The sequence below is a fragment of the Mesorhizobium sp. M2A.F.Ca.ET.043.05.1.1 genome, from assembly GCF_003952445.1.
GTDB lineage: Bacteria > Pseudomonadota > Alphaproteobacteria > Rhizobiales > Rhizobiaceae > Mesorhizobium.
On sequence record NZ_CP034446.1, the window covers coordinates 2190775 to 2208876 of the forward strand.

The 18102-nt window shown below is 65.7% G+C and carries 9 protein-coding genes; 3 read left to right on the forward strand and 6 right to left on the reverse strand.

The genetic code is table 11. The features are described from left to right. Nucleotides 1–19: 19 nt before the first annotated feature. The 6 genes from EJ069_RS10625 to hutI all read right to left on the reverse strand — a co-directional run bounded on the left by EJ069_RS10625 (nt 20) and on the right by hutI (nt 14789). A complete protein-coding gene (locus EJ069_RS10625; protein ID WP_126061236.1) occupies nt 20–8599 on the reverse strand; it encodes a glucoamylase family protein in 8580 nt (2859 codons plus the stop codon). A gap of 269 nt (nt 8600–8868) precedes the next feature. After that, a complete protein-coding gene (locus tag EJ069_RS10630; protein WP_126061237.1) occupies nt 8869–9456 on the reverse strand; it encodes a HutD family protein in 588 nt (195 codons plus the stop codon). Nucleotides 9457–9460: 4 nt separating this feature from the next. After that, nucleotides 9461–11131 carry a urocanate hydratase gene (gene hutU, locus EJ069_RS10635; RefSeq protein WP_126064682.1) on the reverse strand — a complete coding sequence of 557 codons (1671 nt, stop codon included), beginning with the start codon at nt 11129–11131 and terminating at the stop codon, nt 9461–9463. 28 nt (nt 11132–11159) lie between these two features. After that, nucleotides 11160–11975, reverse strand: a complete 816-nt coding sequence (gene hutG / locus EJ069_RS10640) for an N-formylglutamate deformylase (RefSeq protein WP_126061238.1) — start codon at nt 11973–11975, stop codon at nt 11160–11162. A gap of 52 nt (nt 11976–12027) precedes the next feature. Beyond that, nucleotides 12028–13563 carry a histidine ammonia-lyase gene (gene hutH / locus EJ069_RS10645; RefSeq protein ID WP_126061239.1) on the reverse strand — a complete coding sequence of 512 codons (1536 nt, stop codon included), beginning with the start codon at nt 13561–13563 and terminating at the stop codon, nt 12028–12030. Continuing rightward, entirely contained in the window at nt 13560–14789 is a 1230-nt protein-coding gene (gene hutI / locus EJ069_RS10650; RefSeq protein WP_189476271.1) for an imidazolonepropionase, read from the reverse strand. Before hutI ends, hutH begins: the two co-directional genes overlap by 4 nt. Before the next feature lie 96 nt (nt 14790–14885). Here hutI and EJ069_RS10655 point away from each other — a divergent pair, with 96 nt between their 5' ends. From EJ069_RS10655 to EJ069_RS10665, 3 genes are all read left to right on the forward strand, one after another. Beyond that, complete coding sequence (locus EJ069_RS10655) at nt 14886–16241, forward strand: formimidoylglutamate deiminase (RefSeq protein WP_126061241.1); 1356 nt, start codon at nt 14886–14888, stop codon at nt 16239–16241. Between the two features lie 13 nt (nt 16242–16254). Then, the gene (gene hutC / locus EJ069_RS10660; protein ID WP_126061242.1) at nt 16255–17001 is read left to right on the forward strand and encodes a histidine utilization repressor; all 747 of its coding nucleotides are present in this window, start codon (nt 16255–16257) and stop codon (nt 16999–17001) included. An 87-nt stretch (nt 17002–17088) separates the two neighbouring features. Next, nucleotides 17089–18069 (forward strand): IS5 family transposase, encoded by a 981-nt coding sequence (locus EJ069_RS10665; protein WP_189341472.1) that lies wholly within the window; start codon nt 17089–17091, stop codon nt 18067–18069. Nucleotides 18070–18102 lie beyond the last annotated feature (33 nt).

An 18102-nucleotide genomic window follows, 5' to 3' on the forward strand; every position in this document is an offset into this window, starting at 1 on the left:
AGAAGCCAAGTCTTTGATTTTACGCAGGTATCCTGACGACGACCTCGGTCTTGTCGCCGGCTTTCGGCTCGAAGGAGGCCGATTTTTTCTTCGAACCGTCGACTTCTAGCGAGATCGACTTGGTCTTTTTGTCGCGGATGACCCGAACCTTGATCTCGCCGCCGAACATCTTGAGCGTCGCGGCGTAGCCGTCCCAGTGTCCGGGCAGCTTTGGCCGAAACGTGATCTCCCTGCCGCGCCGCTCGATGCCGAGGATGCCTTCCACCGCTGCGCGGTAAAGCCAGCCGGCCGAGCCCGTGTACCAGGTCCAGCCGCCGCGGCCGCCCTTGCCTTCGCCGGCATAGATGTCGGCGGCCACGACATAGGGCTCGACGCGGTAATGCTCGGCCGCCGCCTCGTCCGAGGCGTGGTTGACCGGGTTCAGCATCGAGAAGCAGTGATAGGCCTCGTCGGTGCGGCCCATTTCGGCCAGCGCGATCACGAACCAGGTGGCGGCGTGGGTGTACTGGCCGCCATTCTCACGCACGCCCGGCGGGTAGCTCTTGATGTAGCCGGGGTCCTTCTCGCTTTTCGAGAAGGGCGGCGTGAACAGCTTGACGATCTTGAGCTCGTCATCGACCAGCATGTTGGTCGCCTGCTCCATGGCCGTCGTCGAGCGGGCCGGATCGCCCTCGCCCGACAGCACGCTCCAGGATTGAGCGATCGAGTCGATCTTGCACTCGTCCGAATTGTGCGAGCCGAGCGGCGTGCCGTCGTCGAAACTGCCGCGCCGGTACCATTGACCGTCCCAGGCGGTGCTTTCCAGCGCCCGCTTCAGCACGTCGGCGTGCTTCAGCCAGGCCTGTGCCTGCTTGGTGTCGCCCTGCCCCTTGGCGACAGGGGCAAAGTCGGTGAGGGTCTTCAGGAGGAACCAGCCCAGCCACACGCTCTCGCCCTTGCCGCCCTCGCCGACACGGTTCATGCCGTCGTTCCAGTCGCCGCCGAGGATGAGCGGCAGGCCGGCGGGGCTGCTGCGCTTGATCGCAAGATCGAGCGCCCGGGCGCAATGGTCGTAGAGCGAAGCGGTGTTCTTGGTGATCTCGGGCGTGAAGAAGGCGTCATGCTCGCCTTCTCCAAGCTGCTGCCCGTCGATGAAGGGCAACTGCTCCTTGAGGATCGCGGCGTCGCCGGTCACCTCGATGTAGCGCGCCGTCGCATGCGCCAGCCAGACGACATCGTCCGAGATCATGGTGCGCACGCCGGCATCGGTGCGCGGCAGCCACCAGTGCTGCACGTCGCCTTCCGGGAACTGCCGGCGCGCGGCATTGAGGATCTGGTCGCGCGCCAGCTTCGGATCGTGCGCCAGAAGCGCCAGCGTGTCCTGCAGCTGGTCGCGGAAGCCGAAGGCGCCGCTTGCCTGGTAGAAGGCCGAGCGCGCGCGGATACGGCAGGCCAGGCTCTGGTAGGGCAGCCAGTGGTTGACCATGGCGTTCATCGCCTCGTCCGGCGTCTCGACCTGGATGGTGTCGAGGAAGCCGCGCCAGGCCTTTTCATTGTCGGCCAGGCGCTGGTCGAAATCCTTGCCGCGATGGGTCTGCACCAGCGCGCTTGCTTCGGCGGGCGTGGCCGCGTCGCCGAGCAGCCAGGACAGCGTGACGTCGCCGCCGGCGGGAATGTCGATGTCGCTGGCGACGACCGCGCAAGGGTCATCGCCCGCCTCGATGCGACCGGAGAGCGCAAGCCCGCCCAGCACGGCCTGCGGATACTCCGTCGTGCCGTGCCTGCCGATGAATTCGGAGCGGTCGGCGGTCACCGAATGGATCGGATGGCTTGCTCCCAGGAAGGCGACGCGCTCGCCGAAGTCGAGGCCGTAGGGGTTCTGCGCCAGCATGGCCCCTGTTGCCGTGTCCCGCGCGGGCACGATGGTCGCCGCCGTGCGCGAGCGATGGCCGCCCAGCACCCATTCGGCATAGGCATAGACGCGCAGCCGCGCCGGCACAGATCCGGAATTCTGGATGCGCAACCGGCTGATTTTCACCGGATCGACGGGATCCACCACCTGCGTCAGGTCCATCGACAATGGGCCGCGCTTGGAGCGGAAGGTCGAAAAGCCCTGGCCGTGCCAGGTCTCATAGGTCATCGCCGGATCGCGGACCGTCGCCGCCATCGGCGAGAACGCCTTGCCGCTGGCATGGTCGAAGACATAGAAGCCCTCGCCCGGCCGGTTCGACACCGGGTCGTTCGACCATGGCGTCAGCTGGTAGTCGCGGCTGTTGCGGCTCCAGGTGAAGCCTGCGCCTTCGGCCGAGACGTGGAAGCCGAAGGAGGCGTTGGAGATGACGTTGATCCAGGGCTGTGGCGTCACACGCCGTCCGGTCAGCCGCGTGACATAGTGGCGGCCGTCGCCGTCGAAGCCGCCATAGCCATTCCAGAGGCTGAGGCCTCGGCCGTCGGCGGCGATGTCGGCTCCAGCCTGGCTTGCCGGCACCGGCAAGGGCAGCGGTGGGTTGGGTTCACGCGGTGAGCCGCCCTCGGCCTGCAGCAAGGCATCGCGGGCCTGCAGCGCCGCGGTCTCGGCGCGTTCGAGCTGATCGAAGATCGTGCCGTTGCGGGTGTGAAGAACCACCCGCGCGACCGACAGCAGGGTCTTGTAGGTCGGCTCGTCCATCAGGTCGCGGCGCACCGCGAAGATGTGCTGGCGCGGCCCAAGCTCGCGGCCGCGCAGGCGGCTGTTCTCGCACAGCGTCTCCACCGCGCGCTGCAGGTCCTGCACATAGGACGAGGCCTGCTCGTTGACGACGACGAAGTCGATCATCATGCCGCGCGCCCGCATATATTCCTGGAAGCGCAGCGCCTGGGCGACGATCTCGAGATCGGCGACGTCGCCGATGCGCACCAGGAAGATCGGGAAATCGCCGGAGATGCTGGTCGGCCACAGGCTCGACTGGCGACCGAGGCCCGAGGCGATGGATTCCGCCGGCAGGCGCAGGAACGGATCGGGATAGATCAGGTAGCGGGCGAGCTTCTGCACATTGGCGGCGTCGGTGAGGCTGAGGCCCAGATGGCGCGTCTGCACCTGGCTGCGCGTCCAGGCAAGCATCGCCTGGCGTGCGAAGCTCTCCTGATGGTCGAGCCGGGCGATCGCCTCGTCGAGCTCGGCGCGATTGGCGCCGACGGCGGTCCAGAAGGTCAGCGATATCTTCTTGTTGGCCGGCACGCGGACCTGGCGGCGCAGCGCCGCCACCGGGTCCAGCGTGAAGCCCTGGCTGCCGGAAAGCCGGACGCCGGGGTCGAAGGCGACGGCATCGGCGATGGTGCGGCCGCGGCCGATGAAGGCGCGCCGGTCGGTTTCGGCCTCGGCATCGCGCGACGGGCCCGACGGGTCGGTGACGAAATGCACCATGGTGAGGTCGGGGTCGTTCTTGTCGCGCTTGCGCCTGGTGGCGAAGATCGCGCCGTTGTTCGGCGCGATCTCAGTCTCGACGAACATCTTGGAGAAGGCCGGATGCGCGTTGTCCGAGGCCTCGTTGCCCAGCACCAGCTCGGCGAAGGAGGTCACCTCGATATGCCGGTCGGTGGCACCGTCATTGTAGAGGGTGATGCGGCGGCCTTCGCCATTGCCCTCGGAAATGACGATGCACTCGACCTCGGAACGCAGCGAGCCGACGGACTTGGTGAAGCTCGCCTTGTCGTCGCCGAACAGCGTCTGGACGCGTTCGCCTTCGGCGCGCTTCGGCTCGGCGGTGGCGGACCACCAGTCGCCCGTCGCGGTGTCGCGCAGGAAGATGTAGGAGCCGAGGCGATCCTCGCTCGGATCCGGCTGCCAGCGGGTGACGGCAAGCTCGCCGAAGCGGCTGTAGCCGGAGCCCGTCGCTGTGACCATGACCGAATAGCGGCCGTTGGACATGACGTTGGTCGCCCGCAGCGCCTTGATGGGGTCGAGGATGACCCGGCTGTCCGGGCTCTCGGTCTCGGTCTCGTCCTTGGATCGCTCGTCGGCTTCCGTCCTGACGGTCGCGGTCGGAATGTCGCGCGGCGCCTTCTCCTGCAGGAGGAGCTCGGCCGACTCGATCACCGGGTCGCTGTGGAAACGCTCGCGCAGCCGGCCCTCGAAAATGGCGTCGGCGACAGCGGCGATCGACATGCCGGAATGGTGCGCCATATAGTTCTGCACCACGGCGTGGTCGGTGCCTTCAGGCACGCGCTGCGGCGTGAAATCGACCGCGTCATAGAAACCGTGGCGGCCAAGCGCGCCGATCGAGCGCAACCTCTGCAGGTTCTGCACCGCCTCGCGCGGGCTGAACTGCGCCGCGAGAATCGTCGCATAGGGCGCGATCACGGTGTTCTGGCCAAGGCCCCGTTTCAGGCCGAGGCCGGGCACGCCGAAATTGGTGTACTGATAGGTGAGCTCGCGGTCGCGGGCGTTGTAGGCCGCTTCCGAAATGCCCCAGGGCACGTTCTTGGAACGCGCATATTGGATCTGGCGCTTGATGATGAGCTTGCTGGTCTGGTTGAGGATCGAGCCCTGCGGCTCCTTCATGACCAGAGGCGGCATCAGATACTCGAACATCGAGCCCGACCAGGACATCAGCGCGCCCTGGAAGCCGATCTCGACGATCGGGCGTCCGAGACGGAACCAATGCTCGGTCGGCAGGTCGCCCTTGGCGATGGCGAACAGGCTCGTCAACCGCGCCTCGGAGGCGAGAAGGTCGTAGCAGCTTTCGTCGAGCTGGCGGTCCTCGACGCGGTAGCCGATCGAGAGCAGCTTGCGCTCCTGACGCATCAGGAAGGAGAAATCCATCTCGAAAGCGTAGCGGCGGCAGCGCTCGCGTAGCGCCAGCAGCTTGGCGCGCAGAGCGGCGACTGCGCTCTCGTCATTGTGCGAATCGTGCACATGCGCCTCGCAGGTCGCCTCGAGTCTCGCCGCCCAATCGGCGATGACATCGCTCTTCGGCGAGGCGGCCTCGGTGTGGATGGCGGTGGCGAGCTTGCGGATCTCGCCGGCGAGCACGGCAAGGTTGATGGTCCGGATCGAGGCCATCTCCGGCTGCGCCTTGATGGTCGCAACCGCGCGGCGCATGCCGTCGAGACGGTCGGCCAGGCGCTGGCGCAGCGGCCGCAGCTGCCGGCGGTCGTCCGGCAGCTCTTCCAGGCTTTCGTCGAGGATGGTGACGGTGTCGATGATGCCTTCGAAATCGCCCTGCAGATGCACGGACGGCGCTTCGGCCCATTCGGCGCAGGAGGCCGCAACCGCGACCAGATGTCCGGCGAGATTGCCGCTGTCGACCGCCGAGATGTAAAGCGGATAGAGCGGCTTCAGCGTCGTCGTGTCATACCAGTTGTAGAGATGGCCGCGGTCGCGCGGCATGTTCTCGATGGTCGTCATCGTCGCGTCGATGCGGGTGATGGCGTCCGACAGGCTGATCCAGCCGAAATCGCGCGCCGAAACCACCGACAGCAGATAGACGCCGATATTGGTCGGCGAGGTGCGCGGCGCCACCACCGGCGCCGGGCTTTCCTGGAAATTGTCCGGCGGCAAATGATGCTGCTCGGGCGTCACGAAGGTCTCGAAATAGTGCCATGTGCGGCGCGCGAAGGTGCGCAGCACCTGGATGTCGGCGCTCGAGATGCGCAGCCTGTCCTCGGTCTCGGCCGAGCGGCTGATCCAGCAGGCGACGGCGGGCGAAGCGATCCAGAAGATGGCGAAGAAGAAGGCGACGAAGGCGCCTGTGGAATCGGCCAGCACCGGAATAGCCAGGCCGACGACGCCGATGATCACCGCGCCATACATCATGCCATAATAGGCGCCGAGATCGTTGCCGCCCTTGGCGGCCTGCGAGGCGGTGCGCCATTCGAGCAGGTTCTGCCGGCTGACGAAGAGGCGGTAGATGGTGCGAATGATGGCGTCGCCCATCATCCAGGCGAGATGCGCCATCAAGAGCACCTTCAGCGCCACCAGCGCCGTGCCGAACACGGTGTCGCGCGCAAGTGCCGAGAAATGGCCGCGCGGCGTCTGGTCGCCGCTCTTGGGCAGGATGCCGTTCACGATGTCGAAGGTAGGCGCCATGAACAGGCTGAGGATCATAAGCGCCTGCCACTGCGCCGCCTGGGTGAAGGGCAGCAGCGTCCAGCCGGCGACGCAGGCCAGGACCCAGAAGATCGGGGTGACCGAGCGGCGCAGATTGTCGACCATCTTCCAGCGCGACAGCGCCGGCACCCCGGAGCGCGGGTCGAAAATATAGCCGAGCAGCTGCCAGTCGCCGCGCGCCCAGCGATGGTGGCGCGAGGCGTCGACCGAGTAGCGGGTGGGATAGTCCTCGACCAGCTCGACGTCGGTGACCAAAGCGGCGCGCGAGAGCGCGCCTTCGAGCAGGTCGTGGCTGAGGATGGTGTTTTCGTCGATGCGGTTCTTCAGCGCCGCCTCGAAGGCGTCGACATGGTAGAGGCCCTTGCCGGTGAAGGAACCGTCGCCGAAGACGTCCTGGTAGACGTCGGATACGGCGAAGACATAGGGGTCGAGGCCGCGATTGGCCGAGAAGACGCGCTGGAAGAAGGAGGCGTCGTCGCCGCTGGTCAGCGACGCCGTGATGCGCGGCTGCAGGATCGTGTAGCCCGCGGTGACGACGCGCTTGACCGGATCGAAATGCGGGCGGTTGAGCGGATGGGCGAGCTTGCCGACCAGGCTCGAAACCGCGTCGCGAGTCGTGCGCGTGTCGGCGTCGAGCGTCATCACATAGACGACCTTTTCCGGCAGCGGCACGTCGAGCGGCAGGAAGGTGGTGTCGCTGTCGCCACGCAGGAGAAGGTTCAGCTCATGCAGCTTGCCGCGCTTGCGCTCCCAGCCCATCCAGCAGCCTTGCGCCTGATTGTAGAGCCGGCGGCGATGCAGGAGATAGAAGCGCGGCGAGCCTTCCGACGGATAGCGGGCGTTGAGCCTGGCGATCTCGTCACGGGCATATTGCAGGATCTCGATGTCGGCGGCGTCGATCTCGGTCTTGGAATCCGGCCAGTCGGACAACAGGGCGAAATGGATCTCTTCGGCCGTGTTGGCGAGGTGGTGCACCTCGATGTTACGGATGTTTTCCTCGACGTCGTCGCGCGAGCCGATCAGCGAGGGCACCACGACCAGCGTGCGCGCCTCGGCCGGGATGCCGTGCTTGTTGTAGTCGTAGCCGACAAGCCGGGTGGGTTTGAGGAACAGCGCCACGACGGTGTTGAAGAAGGCCAGCGCGCCTTCGCTTGCCGGCACTGCGAACAGCGCCAGCATCAGCGTGATCGGCTCCACCGACAGGCCGAGATTGGCGAGCGCCCTGCCCGACAGCACCAACAGCAGCGCCGTCAGAAGGAAAACCGGGCCGACGATGCCCATCCAGCCGGCGCTGGCAAAGGCACGCTTGAAGGTCACATAGAAAGGCGGCCGGTAGCCGATCGCCTTTTCCAGCTCCTGACGGCGCGGCCCGACCAGGAAGAAGCCGACATCGGTGTGCACGTCCGGATCCGCTGTCTCCGGCACGCCGGATGCATCGGTGACGCCGGGCGTGTGGCCGGCAAGCTCGATCGCCTTTTCGGCCACCCGGTATTCGGAGAGCTCCGAGCGCCGCGCCAACTGCTCGATCGCGGTGCGGTACTGATCGCGCGAGAAGAAATCCAGGTCGGCGAAATCGGTCTTTTCACGGAGCAGCGTGTCGATGCGGCTGACGCCTTCGAACCAGACCGTCCAGTCGACGTCGTTGATGAGGCGCAGGCCGCGGATGATGTTGCCGGTCGTGACATTGCCGCTGGAGAGCGTCTGATGCTCGGAGATGATGATCTCCTCGGCATCGGAGCCGGTCTTTTCCAGCTCTCCCTCCAGCCATTCCAGCGCCCGGCCGGCGTTCTGCGACCCGTCGCGCAGGCGGTAGAGCAACTGGGTGGCAAAAGTGGTGTCCTGCGCATGCGCGCTGTAGTTGGACAGGATCCTGGTGCGGTCGGCATTGTCGTCGGTCGCGAGAACCCGGTCGGCAACCTCGTTGGCGATGTGTCGCATCTGCCTGGTGCGGTCGACGCGCACGGCGATGCGACGCAGGTTCTCGATCAGCACAAAGCGCAGCAGCGAGGGCAGCGCCCAGAGCTCGCCGATCTTCATCGGCTCGACCGACTGGAAGCCCTCGACAATGGCCTTGAACATGTTGGCCGAGACCGAGCTGTCGGAATGCTCGACATAGCTCCAGGCAACGACGAAGGCGCGCGGCAGCACAGTGCCGTCGCCGAGCGTGAGCGTCGGCAGCTGGCGGTAGAAGCGGCGCGGCAGGTCGCGCTTGACCTGGAAGATCGTCTCCTCGACCAAATAGTTGTTGTCGAGCAGCCATTGCGCGGCCGGCGTGATGGTCTCGCCCTTGGCCTGAGCGGCATTGGTCGAACGGTAGACTTCGAGGATCTTCTTGGCGCTGTCGCGGATGCGGGCCTGGAACTCGAACGGGGCGAGGCCGAACAGGTCCTTGACCTCGCCCTTGGCTAAAGCGACGCCCAAGGCGCGCAGCCGGTCCTCAGGCAGGAAATTGGAGCGTATCGGCGCTTCCGTCACCAACGGGAAGCCGGCGCTTGTCTGTTCGATCTTATTGGGATTGGTCTGAATGTTCATTGAAAATTCCGTAAGCGGGGGCGCAATGCGGCGTCACCGCCACGGCAATGGCCCTAAAACCGGTTCAATTGCAATTGGTTGCATGACTGATCCGCCGAAAGTTTGTTCTGCGCACCACAACAGGGCGTGCCCTTTCGACAGCTTGCGGGCGAACGCCCCTCGCTCTTCGCCCCCGGTTGGATCAGGGCAAGGAATCAGGCTTTTTCGTGATACATGCAAGGGGCCGGGCGATAATTCGCCCGCGCCGCGATCATGTTTGGCAACAGCCGTTAATGGTTGGCGGCGAGGCGATCGATCGCGATCACGAAAAGCAGCCCCTGCCCCTCAGGCTGGAGCCGCAATTGCGGGCTGTCGCGCTCGAGGATCAGCGTATCGAGCGGTCCGAGGCTCTGCCTGTCATCCGTGAGAAGCGTGAAGCCTGCGTTGACTGCCAGAACCAGCGTCGTGTCGGCGCGCGAAGTGATGCTAATCTCGCCGGAGAGCGGCCGGCGCTCGACGGCATGGGCCATGCGGCCACGGCGGGTCATGACGTTGAGATCGGTGATCGGACCGCCGATCAGCGCCGCGCTGGTCGGCACGTCGCCCGCAAAGGCGAGCGGCACTGACGCCGTGGTCAGCCGCGCCGTCGGCTGGCCGGCAATGTCGAGGACAATCCCCTCGCCTTTCAGCACCGACAGCGTGCGGTCGATGCCGGCGAAGCTGGAGAACGGCCCGCTGGTTTCGACGCGGGCCATCGAGACGCGCCAGTCGAACTCGTCGAGTCCGGCGCCGTCGGGCGAAACCGCGATCTCCGTGGTCGTGCCGCCGCCATTCTTCCACGGCATGACGCGGTAATCGGCGGCACGAAGGATACGCATCCGTTCAGCCCAATATGCCCGGCAGGTTGAGCTGGTGCTCCTTGGCGCACTGGATGGCGATGTCGTAGCCGGCGTCGGCATGGCGCATCACGCCGGTCGCCGGATCGTTCCACAACACGCGCTCGAGGCGCTTCGCCGCGTCAGCCGTTCCGTCGGCGACGATCACCATGCCGGCATGCTGCGAGAAGCCCATGCCGACGCCGCCGCCATGATGCAGCGACACCCAGGTGGCGCCCGACGCGGTGTTGAGCAGCGCGTTGAGCAGCGGCCAGTCGGAAATGGCGTCCGAGCCGTCCTTCATCGCTTCGGTCTCTCGGTTCGGCGAGGCGACCGAGCCGGAATCGAGGTGGTCGCGACCGATGACGACGGGCGCCTTGAGCTCGCCCTTGGCGACCATCTCGTTGAAGGCGAGACCGAGCCGGTGACGGTCGCCGAGGCCGACCCAGCAGATGCGCGCCGGCAGACCCTGGAACGAGATGCGCTCGCGCGCCATGTCTAGCCAGTTGTGGAGGTGCGTATTTCCGGGGGTGAGCTCTCGTACCTTGGCGTCGGTCTTGTAGATATCCTCCGGATCGCCAGACAGCGCTGCCCAACGGAACGGACCGATGCCGCGGCAGAACAGCGGCCGGATATAGGCCGGCACGAAGCCGGGGAAGGCGAAAGCGTTCTCAAAGCCTTCGTCCTTGGCGACCTGGCGGATGTTGTTGCCGTAGTCGAGCGTCGGCACGCCGGCGTTCCAGAACGCCACCATCGCCTCGACATGCTCGCGCATCGATGCGCGAGCCGCCTTTTCGACGGCTTTCGGATCAGAGGTGCGCTTCTCGCGCCATTCGGCCATGGTCCAGCCTTTGGGTAGATAGCCGTTGATCGGGTCATGCGCCGAGGTCTGGTCAGTGAGGATGTCGGGGCGGATGCCGCGCCTAAACATTTCGGGCACGATCTCGGCGGCGTTGCCGAGCAGGCCGACGGACTTCGCCTCGCCGGCCTTGGTCCAGCGGTCGATCATCTCCATCGCTTCGTCCAGCGTCTCGGCCTTCTCGTCGAGATAGCGGGTGCGCAGGCGGAAATCGATCGAGTCAGGGTTGCACTCGATGGCGAGGCAAGAGGCACCGGCCATGACGGCGGCCAGAGGCTGGGCGCCGCCCATGCCGCCGAGACCGCCGGTCAGGATCCACTTGCCCTTGAGGTCGCCATTGTAATGCTGGCGGCCGGCCTCGACGAAGGTCTCGTAGGTGCCCTGCACGATGCCCTGCGTGCCGATATAGATCCAGGAACCGGCCGTCATCTGGCCGTACATCATCAGGCCCTTCCTATCGAGCTCGTTGAACTTCTCCCAGTTCGCCCAATGCGGCACGATGTTGGAGTTGGCGATGAGCACGCGCGGGGCATTGGAATGGGTCTTGAAAACGCCGACCGGCTTGCCGGACTGAACCAGCAGCGTCTCGTCCTCGCCCAGCGTCTTCAGCGAAGCGACAATGCGGTCGAAATCGTTCCAGGTGCGCGCCGCCCGGCCGATGCCGCCATAGACGACCAGCTCGTTGGGGTTCTCGGCGACCTCCGGGTCGAGATTGTTCATCAGCATGCGCAGCGGCGCCTCGGTCGTCCAATAGCGGGCGTTGAGCTTGTCGCCGCGGGGCGCACGCACTTCGCGGATGTTGTGGCGCGGATCGTTCATCATTGTCCCTTTCGAGTAAGGCGGCGCGTCAGCGCCCAGCCCATTCAATGGCGGTTTCGAGAATGGTTTTCAGCGTGGCGCGGATCGGCGCGGCATAGCTTGGGTCGTAAGGGACCGGCCAGTTTTCCGGCGAACCCTTTTCGGCCGGCTCGCGCATATAGCCGCGGTTGGAGAGCTCCATCTGAAGCGCGTGGACGCCGTTCTCGGGCTGGCCGAAGCTTCTGGTGATCCAGCCGCCTTTGAAACGGCCGTTCACCACCCAGCTCTCGCCGGTCGCGGCAAGGATCTCGCTGACCTTTTGCTGCAGCGACGGATCGGTGCTCCTGCCGTCATTGGTGCCGAGGTTGAAGACCGGCAGCGTGCCTTCGAACAGGCGCGGCAGCACCGAGCGGATCGAATGGCAGTCATAGAGCACGATGTTCTCATGCATGCCGCGCAGCCGGTCGATCTCGGCCTGCAGGGCGGCATGATACGGCACGAAATATGTCTCGCGGCGCTGGTCGATCTCGGACGGCGTCGGTTCGTCACCCATATTGTAGAGCGGACCGCCGTCAAAAGTGTCCGTCGGGCAGAGCGTCGTCGTCGCCTGGCCCGGATAGAGCGAAACGCCGGACGGGTCGCGGTTGACGTCGATGACAGTGCGCGAAATGGCGGTGTGCACGACGGTCGCGCCAAGGTCGGCGGCAAAATCATAGAGCTTGTCGATCCACCAGTCGCAGTCGCGCCGGCCAAGCCAGGTCGAGACCAGGCGGGAGTCCAGGCCTGCAAGATCAATACCTGTGTGCGGGATCGAGACCAGCAGGGGCGCAGTGCCTCGGGTGACGGTAAGCCAGGGAGGGGTCATGCGAGACCTCCGTGCGTTGGCGCTCTACGGCGCCGTGTCGTCGTTAGCATTCTCACGACGCAATCCCCGGCAGCTTCACAGCACCCGCCGCCTTCACCGCGGCGCCGCTGCGCACCATGGCGATCGCCTTCTCCATGTCGGGATGGAAATGCCGGTCATTGTCCAGACACGGCACCTCGGCGCGGACCAGCTTGCGCACGGCTTCGAGCGCCTCGCTCGAAGCCAGCGGCGCTTGGAAATCGCAGCCTTGCGCCGCGGCCAGCAATTCGATGCCGATGACGGCGGTCGCATTCTCGATCATGCCGAGCAGACGGCGCGCGCCGTGCGCGGCCATCGAGACATGGTCTTCCTGGTTGGCCGAGGTCGGGATGGAATCGACGCTCGCCGGATAGGCCTTCTGCTTGTTTTCCGAAACAAGCGCTGCCGCCGTCACCTGCGGAATCATGAAACCGGAATTGAGCCCCGGCTTGGGCGTGAGGAAGGCCGGCATGCCGGACAGCGCCGGATCGACCAGCATAGCGATGCGCCGCTCCGACAGCGAGCCGATCTCGCAGACCGCCAGCGCGATCATGTCGGCGGCGAAGGCCACCGGCTCGGCGTGGAAATTGCCGCCAGAAAGGGCGGTGTCGTCCTCGGCGAAGATCAGCGGGTTGTCGGTGACGCCATTGGCCTCGGTCTCAAGCGTGTCGGCGGCCTTGCGCAGCACATCGAGCGCGGCGCCCATCACCTGCGGCTGACAGCGCAGACAGTACGGATCCTGCACGCGCTCGTCGTCGACGCGATGCGATTCACGGATGGCGCTGCCGGCCATCAGATTGCGCAAGGCATCCGCCGTTTCGATCTGACCGCGATGTTTTCTCAACAGATGAATGCGCGGATCGAAGGGGGCGTCGGAGCCCTTGGCTGCGTCCGTCGACAGCGCGCCGGCGACCAGCGCCGACTGGTAGAGCACCTCGGCCTCGAACAGGCCGGCCAGCGCAAAAGCCGTCGAGAATTGCGTGCCGTTGAGCAGCGCCAGCCCCTCCTTGGCGCCGAGCGTCACCGGCTCCAGCCCATGCGAGACGAACGCAACCTTGGCCGGGAAGCGGCCATGCGGGGTAAAGCATTCGCCGACGCCGATCATCACGGCGGTCATGTGCGAGAGCGGCGCGAGGTCGCCGGAAGCGCCGACCGAGCCCTGCGCGGGCACGACCGGAATGACGTCGTTGGCGAGCATGCCTTGAAGCAGGTCGATGGTCTCGGCGCGAACCCCGGAAGCCCCCTGGGCAAGGCTGGCGAGCTTCAGCGCCATCATCAGCCGCACCACCGCGACGGGCATCGGCTCGCCGACACCGGCGGCATGCGAAAGCACGATGTTGCGCTGGAGCGTCTCGAGATCGCTTTCTGGAATGCGGACGCTGGCGAGCTTGCCGAAGCCGGTGTTGATGCCATAGACCGGCTCGCCCTTGGCGAGGATGCGAGCCACCGCCTCGGCGCTCGCCTTGATCTTCGGCCGGCAGGCGGCGTCGAGCTTCGGCACGGCGCCGCGATAGATGGCGCGCCAGTCGGCAAGCGTCGCGCTGCCGGGCGTCAGGGTCAGTTCGGTCATTGTCCTCTCCAGATGCGGGCATGGAGCGGATTGAAGCCCATGCGGTAGACGAGTTCGGCCGGGCGCTCGATGTCCCAGATGGCGAGGTCGGCCGATTTGCCGGCTTCCAGCGTGCCAGTCTTGTCGAGGAGTCCCAGCGCACGTGCGGCCTCACGGGTGACGCCGGCGAGGCATTCGTCGACGGTCATGCCGAACAGAGTCGCGGCCATGTTCATGGTGAGCAGCAGCGAGGTGAGCGGCGAGGTGCCGGGATTGCTGTCGGTAGCGACCGCCATTTTCACGCCGTGGCGGCGGAACAGATCGACCGGCGGCTTCTTCGTCTCGCGGATGAAGTAGTAAGCGCCGGGCAGGATTGTCGCCACGGTGCCGGCTTTGGCCATCGCCGCGGCGCCCTCCTCGTCCGTGTATTCAAGATGGTCGGCCGACAGCGCGCCATAGCGCGCGGCAAGCGCCGCGCCATGCAGATTGGAAAGCTGGTCGGCATGAAGCTTCACCGGCAGGCCGAGCGCCTTGGCCTTGTCGAAAACGCGCGCCATCTGCTCGGGCGAGAAGGCAATGCCCTCGCAGAAACCGTCGACGGCGTCGGCGAGCTTTTCGGCGGCGACCTGCGGCAGGATGGTATCCGCGACGAGATCGATGAACGCGTCCTTGTCGCCCTTGGCTTCCGGCGGCAGCGCATGGGCCGCGAGACAAGTGGTGCGGATCGTGACCGGGCGCTCGTCTGCCAGCCGGCGGGCGGCGCGCAGCGATTTTTTCTCGTTGTCAGCATTGAGGCCGTAACCGGACTTCACCTCGACGGTCGTGACGCCTTCGGCGAGCAGCGCGTCGAGACGCGGCAGAGTCTGGGCGACGAGCTCGTTCTCGCTGGCGGCGCGCAGCGATTTGACCGAGGAAACGATGCCGCCACCGGCGCGCGCCACTTCTTCATAGGTGGCGCCCGCCAGCCGCATCTCGAATTCATTGGCGCGGTTGCCGGCATAGACGAGGTGCGTGTGGCAATCGATCAGGCCAGGCGTGATCCAACGCCCCACGCAATCAACGGTCTCGGCGCCCTGCCCGGCCGCAGCCGGCATATCGGCCTCGCGACCGGCATAAACAATGAGGCCGTCGCGCGCGACGACCGCGCCTTTCTCGACGATACCGAGACCGGTCGCGCCCTCAGCCATGGTCGCCAGGCGCGCATTGCGCCAGACCCGATGGCCGCTCTTCCCGCTTGCTCCACCCATCATCTTTTCCGTTTGCTTGGATAGCGATTATGTATATACATATTGAAACGCGACGCAAGCGATAATGTCGCTCGGACTTCAGATTCGGAGAGGAACGTGACGGCAATCTTTGCAGAACAGGCGCTGCTGCCCGAGGGCTGGCAAAGCAATGTCAGGATCGCCTTTGAGGATGGCCGCATCTCCAAGGTCGAGGCCGGCGCTATCGCGCAGGCGGGCGACGAGCGCCATGCCATCGTCCTGCCTGGCATGCCCAACCTGCACAGCCACGCCTTCCAGCGCGGCATGGCAGGTCTTGCCGAATTGCGCGGCCCTTCGGCCGACAGTTTCTGGAGCTGGCGCGAGGTGATGTACCGCTTCGCGCTGTCGATGACGCCGGATCAAGTCGAGGTGGTCGCGGCGCAGCTTTATGTCGAGATGCTGGAAGCCGGCTTCTCGCGCGTCGGCGAGTTCCACTACCTCCACCACGACTGCGACGGACAGCCCTACGCCAACATCGCCGAGATGGCGGAGCGGATCGCGGCGGCAGCCGGAGAGACCGGCATCGGCCTAACGCTCCTGCCGGTCTTCTATGCACATTCGGCCTTCGGCGGCGCCGCTCCCAATGAAGGCCAGCGGCGATTCATCAATGATGTCGAACGTTTCGGGCGTCTGCTTGAGAAAGCCCGCGAGGCTGTTCGTCCGCTTGAGCAAGCCGTTGTCGGCGTCGCGCCGCACAGTTTGCGGGCCGCAACGCCGGACGAACTCAATTCAGTCGCAGCGATGGCGCCGAACGGTCCGATCCACATCCATGTCGCCGAGCAGGTGAAGGAGGTCGAGGATTGCGTTGCCTGGTCGGGCAAGCGTCCGGTCGAATTCCTGCTCGCCAACGCCAAAGTCGACAAAAGTTGGTGCCTGATCCACGCCACGCATATGACCGAGGCCGAGACGATCGCCATGGCCCGGACCGGGGCGATCGCGGGGCTTTGCCCGATCACCGAGGCCAATCTCGGCGACGGCACTTTCGCGGCGCCGCTTTTCGTTGAGCATGGCGGCCGTTTCGGTGTCGGGTCCGATTCCAACGTGCTGATCGGGCTGCCGGACGAGCTGAGGCAGCTCGAATATTCGCAGCGCCTCGCCCATCGCGCCCGCAATGTGCTGGCGCGTCCCGGCGGTTCCAACGGGCGCGCCCTGTTCGATGCGGCGCTCGACGGCGGCAGCCTGGCGCTGGGCGCCGGCCCGTCGCGAATTGCCGCCGGCGGCGCTGCCGACCTCGTCTCGCTCGATCAAAACCATCCATCGCTGGCCGGCAAGACGGGAGACGCGATCCTCGACGCCTGGATCTTTGCCAATGGCAGCACGATCGATTGCGTCTGGGTGCATGGCAGAAAGCAGGTCAGCGGCGGCAGGCATGTCAAGCGCGAGGCCGTTGCCAAGCGGTTCCGCGAAGTCATGACCGCATTGTCGCAAGGCTGAACAGGACCGTCCGATGAGCCTGGTCGAGACAGACGATGTCGATGGCGGCGAGATCCTCTCGCTGCATCAGCGCATCCTCTCCGACATCCGTGAAAAGATCCTCTCGGGCGCCTGGACGCCCGGGCATCGCATCCCCTTCGAGCACGAACTGACGGCCCAATACAATTGCTCGCGCATGACGGTGAACAAGGCGCTGTCGCAGCTTGCAAAGGCCGGGCTGATCGAGCGCCGGCGCCGGTCGGGTAGTTTCGTGCGCCAGCCGCAGTCGCAGGCGGCGGTGCTGGAACTGCACGACATCAGGATCGAGGTCGAGGCGCTCGGCCTGCCCTATCGCTACGAGCGGCTGGAACGCCTCAAGCGGCGCAGCAGCGCCGATGACCGCGCGCGGCTCGGGCTTTCCGCCGCGGGTCCGGTGCTTGCGCTGGAAGGCCTGCATTTTGCCGGCGAACGGCCGTTCGCGCTGGAGCAGCGGCTGATCAACCTTTCGGCCGTACCCGAGGCCGGCGAGGAGGAATTCCTCGACATCGCGCCGGGCCCTTGGCTGATCGGCCGCGTGCCGTGGAGCGAGGCCGAACATCGCATCCGCGCCATGGCCGCCGACGAGAATATCGCCGACGCGCTCGACATCGACGCGAGCGCGCCCTGCCTGGTGGTCGAGCGCCGCACCTGGAGCGCTGAGCACCCGGTGACCCATGTACGCTTCATCTATCCGGCGGAGAGCCATACGCTGGTGGCGAGGTTCACGCCGTCGCAGGGGTAGCGCTCTTCTCCTTCTCCCCTTGTGAGGGCTTTGCACGGAACTGAGTTGGTGATTCCGTAGGTCCGGCATGAAGGGGAGATGATTCGGATGGTCGATCGCGTGCTTGGACAACTGAGCCTTGCGGATGGGCTGGTGTGGTCGGACGTGACGGAGCTTGACCAGATCGCGCGAGTGATCGACTGGGTGCCGATCAAGGCGCTTCTTGGTCAGCGCAGCGGACCAGGACGGGGCAACATTAGCTATCCGGCCGAGGCCTTGCTGCGCTGTCTGCTGCTTGGCGTGTGGAACAATCTCAGCGATCCTTCGCTGGAGGCACAACTGCGCGACCGGCTGTCGTTCCGCCGCTTTGCCGGTTTCAGCCTGTCGGACCCCACGCCGGACCATTCGACGTTGTGGCGTTTCCGCGAGGAGCTGAAGTGCGATGGGCTGATCGACCGGGTGTTTTATGAGATCACGCGGCAGCTTGAGCAGAAGGGGCTGATCGTCAAGCGCGGCACGTTGATCGATGCCTCCTTCATGCAGGCCGCCGCGCGCCCGCCGGCGAAGCCGAAGAAGGGTGAGGAGGCGACGGCGCGGCCATCGGCCGATGGCGAGGCACGTTGGGGACGCAAGGGCAACAAGACCGTGTTCGGCTATAAGGTGCACAACGGCGTCGACGATGCTCATACGCTGATCCGGCGCATGGACTTTACGGATGCATCGGTCACCGATACCGAGCCGGCCGACGGCCTGATCATCGGGGACGAGAAGGCGGCCTATGGCGACCAAGCCTACTACACCCATGCCCGCCATGCCCGGCTGAAGCAGGCCGGCATCAAGGACCGGCTGATGCACAGAGCCAACAAGCACCATCCGCTGACACCGCGTCAGAAGCAGCGCAACCGGCTCATCTCGAAGGTGCGGGCGGCAGTGGAGCGGCCGTTTGCAGTGTTCAAACAGCGCTACGGCATGCGGCGACTGCGCTTCTTCAACCTTGCGACCAACCGGACGCAGTGCATGCTTGCCGGCTGCGGCTACAATCTGCAAAGAGCGGCCGCAGTCCTCTTCCCAAAGAGGAAGCCGGCATGAGGCGCAGTCCGCCCAAAATCCACTGCCAAGGCG

Coding starts and splice junctions, on each gene's coding strand:
- hutG (WP_126061238.1), bottom strand. CDS start 11,975: ATGACCCCTCCCTGGCTTACCGTCACCCGAGGCACTGCGCCCCTGCTG.
- EJ069_RS10630 (WP_126061237.1), bottom strand. CDS start 9,456: ATGCGTATCCTTCGTGCCGCCGATTACCGCGTCATGCCGTGGAAGAAT.
- hutU (WP_126064682.1), bottom strand. CDS start 11,131: ATGAACGATCCGCGCCACAACATCCGCGAAGTGCGTGCGCCCCGCGGC.
- EJ069_RS10625 (WP_126061236.1), bottom strand. CDS start 8,599: ATGAACATTCAGACCAATCCCAATAAGATCGAACAGACAAGCGCCGGC.
- EJ069_RS10665 (WP_189341472.1), top strand. CDS start 17,089: ATGGTCGATCGCGTGCTTGGACAACTGAGCCTTGCGGATGGGCTGGTG.
- hutH (WP_126061239.1), bottom strand. CDS start 13,563: ATGACCGAACTGACCCTGACGCCCGGCAGCGCGACGCTTGCCGACTGG.
- hutC (WP_126061242.1), top strand. CDS start 16,255: ATGAGCCTGGTCGAGACAGACGATGTCGATGGCGGCGAGATCCTCTCG.
- hutI (WP_189476271.1), bottom strand. CDS start 14,789: ATGGGTGGAGCAAGCGGGAAGAGCGGCCATCGGGTCTGGCGCAATGCG.